Genomic DNA, 3,049 nt, shown 5'->3' on the forward strand with positions numbered 1-3,049 from the left:
GTTTTTACACAGGTATCTCTCTATTTTTTTGTCCGCGATCGCAGTGTTGCTGAGACCGCTTTAGTCTAAACTCCAGTCTGTAAGAGAAAATAATCAAGACCCTCACAGTCCATTAATTGTCGCGTCTAATTATTCAATTGGTGACGATGACCCCATTATTCTGTCAAGGTTGATTCGGTTGGAGTTTGCTGGGTATCCCAACCCGACCGCATTTCCAGAATTAAGAGCCATGTCCCGTATCTGTTCATCTGCGTTACCCGATTTAATCAAACTGGGCTATAACCAACAAGGAGTAAAAGACTTGGAATCGTTACTAATTCCCAAGTTACCCACCGCACATGCCAGGTTAGCATCGAGTTTGGCATTAGTTGGTTATTACGCTTTTCGACTGGCTGAACTATCTGGTGTGGTTTCACCAGAAGAAGTTTGGACTTATTTGAGTTCGTTGTGTGGTGAGGCAAATAATGATGAATCAAATAAATCTTCGCTGGATGACTTTTTGGATAAATTGTTAGTACTGCGATCGCAAAGCGAGGTTGGTGAGTGGAACTGCCGTTTAATCACCTCAGATGGCAATCCTGAGAATCGGAATTACAAATCATTAGCTATATACTTGCATGGTACTTGGTCGCTGGTTTCCCGTTACTTCAAAAATGAACTGCCCTACAGCCAAAAAATGATTCGACAGCAAATCGAGAAAGCTGGTGGGAAGACTTATAGTAAACAGAAATTTCATTGCGATCGCGATTCTTCGATTACCTATCAGCGTTGGAAAGTCAATATTAAAGCTGACATGAATGGGGAAATTGTCATGCCGAAAGCACCGGAAATGGTAGCTCGTAGTTGCGTGGAAATTCCCATCGAGTTTTTGGGGGAGCGATTAAGTTGTTTTGAGGGGAGTTTTGAGCAGAATTTAGGCAATGGGGATAATGGTTGAAAGCTGGTTACTTTTCTAGAGGGACAAGTATGAATTGGTTTTCAAGAATAGAGTAACAGCTAGGATATATGCTATACAAGCATTTCGCACTATATCAGCCATCAGTTACTTGTAAAGAAAGCAAAAAATAAGATTTTCTCTCAAATCAAACACAAAGCCAAGCTGAGAATATTTATAATTGCTCGGACGAAGATTTTTCATGTTAATTTTGGAGATGTATAGATGCTTTTTATCTCCCTAATTAGCTTTTAAATTCGGAGTGAGCAATGCTTCAAAGCTACGAAGCCATTATTGAAAATGGTCAAGTTAGATGGCTGACAGATGCACCAAAAATATCCAAAGCTCGCGTAATTGTAACGATTCTTTCGGATACTACGGCACAACCATCTCTACGAGAAGCCGCACGTAGCGCGTCTACACGACGAACTCCTGCTATTAGCATTGCAGGTAAAGGTAAAACTTTGGGCGATTTGGTCAGTTCCATGATTGAGGAACAGAATTGTCCAGGTCTTAAATAATCCAGCGTTCGGTGTGCATAGGTGTTGCTCCCGGCAATGCTTGTGTTGAGATTAAATTTAATATATTGATACTATTGGGAATAATTGTGCCTTTTAGACAAGAAATAACGGTTTAAATCTTTGCTATTGGTCATATAAATTGGAATAATAGCGCTGAGAACGACCATAATCAAACTTCCAACGATGAGAATTGTGGAGAGCTTTGAACTCAGCGCCAAAACCATTGCAATTAGAATCACAACTAGTAAACTACAGATACCCATCAGCAGCCATTTTGCCCATTTGCGACCTTGAAGAACAAAGTGCATCACGATAATTGTCAGTAAAATACGTCCAATTGCCCACTTATCCCGTGCGATCGCGACTAGGGTGACATCTAGGATACAAAGCACCACAAACATAGCCAGTAATATATTTCGAGCTTTCAAGGCAGATTTATCGGTCTGAATCATGGGTTGTGTAATGATTTAAGGGAAAATCTACGTATTATTGACCTGACTATTCAGAAATTTCCGAATATTATTCTTTATTAAGACACATATTAGCTCCCAGTTCTCAATAATCTCCCATCGTTGGGTGTAATTTCGCTCGTCTTCCTCCACCTATTCGTGCCAAGTTTTTAGATTTAATTATTCATAAATATTTTGCTATCGAATAATAATCAAGATTTTTTTGTATTTTTGAGTATAAAGAATAGTAATTAAAGTAACAAAGTAGATTTAAAAGCTATAATCTCACTCCCACAAGGATTTCCTTTATTTGCTATTTTTTCGTAACTATCCAATCCTCCAACGACTCAAGTAACTAAAATGTGGCAGAATAGTTAATTACCTTAATCGGAAAGGTGAATGAATTACGACTTGAGAGTTGCGATACCCAAAGATAAAACAGCAATTGAATGTTTAATTGAAAAATCAGCAAGAGATTTAAGTCGGGAATACTATACCGACTCACAAATTGAAGCTGCGATCGCTTTTGTATTTGGCGTTGATAGCGATTTAATTGCCGACAAAACATACTTTGTTGTAGAAGCAGATGGAGAACTGGTTGGCTGTGGTGGTTGGAGTCAGAGAAAAACCCTATTTGGTGGCGATCGCTATTCAAATAGAGAATCAGGTTTACTCAACCCAAAAACCGATGCTGCAAAGATTCGAGCTTTTTTTGTCCATCCACAATGGGCAAGACAAGGCATTGGACGGATTTTGCTAAATAAATGCATCCAGGAAGCACAATTACAAGGCTTTCAATGGCTCGAATTAATGGCAACACTTCCTGGAGTCAAGCTGTACAGAGCAATGGGTTTTGAAGAAAAAGAAAAAGTCAAGTATCAAGTGGCTGGAATCGATATTGATTTTGTCCCTATGAGCAAAAGCCTTATTTAAAGTGCTTCCACAATCATTCCTCTAAAATTTATCGGACTCGCTCAACTTGTTATTGGTAGCAAAATTTCTGAATTAGTCAATTTGTATCCATCAATCTTAAGATTCCTTTGTTCAAAATATTTGCCATCAAAAAATAATCTAGTGTTTTTTACTTTTAATTATGATTTTAATAGTAGAAATGCACCCAAAATAATTAGTGCAGGTGAGGTAAT

At 38.4% G+C, this 3,049-nt stretch carries 4 protein-coding genes; 3 read left to right on the forward strand and 1 reads right to left on the reverse strand.

Annotated elements, in window-relative coordinates:
• The first annotated feature begins 229 nt into the window (after positions 1-229).
• Together CK510_RS28595 and CK510_RS28600 are read left to right on the forward strand one after the other, a co-directional pair.
• Positions 230-937: a hypothetical protein gene (locus CK510_RS28595; RefSeq protein WP_095724865.1), complete on the forward strand. Its 708-nt coding sequence runs from the start codon at positions 230-232 to the stop codon at positions 935-937.
• Between the two features lie 266 nt (positions 938-1,203).
• Entirely contained in the window at positions 1,204-1,455 is a 252-nt protein-coding gene (locus tag CK510_RS28600; protein ID WP_095724866.1) for a hypothetical protein, read from the forward strand.
• A 71-nt stretch (positions 1,456-1,526) separates the two neighbouring features.
• On the opposite strand, the gene CK510_RS28605 is transcribed toward CK510_RS28600, so the two are convergent.
• Positions 1,527-1,907 (reverse strand): hypothetical protein, encoded by a 381-nt coding sequence (locus tag CK510_RS28605; protein WP_095724867.1) that lies wholly within the window; start codon positions 1,905-1,907, stop codon positions 1,527-1,529.
• A 396-nt stretch (positions 1,908-2,303) separates the two neighbouring features.
• Between CK510_RS28605 and CK510_RS28610 the strand changes: the two genes are divergently transcribed.
• On the forward strand, positions 2,304-2,837 hold the full coding sequence (locus CK510_RS28610; RefSeq protein ID WP_095724868.1) for a GNAT family N-acetyltransferase: 534 nt from the start codon (positions 2,304-2,306) through the stop codon (positions 2,835-2,837).
• Positions 2,838-3,049: the final 212 nt, after the last annotated feature.

It is taken from the genome of Brunnivagina elsteri CCALA 953 (genome assembly GCF_002289455.1).
Lineage (GTDB): Bacteria > Cyanobacteriota > Cyanobacteriia > Cyanobacteriales > Nostocaceae > Brunnivagina > Brunnivagina elsteri.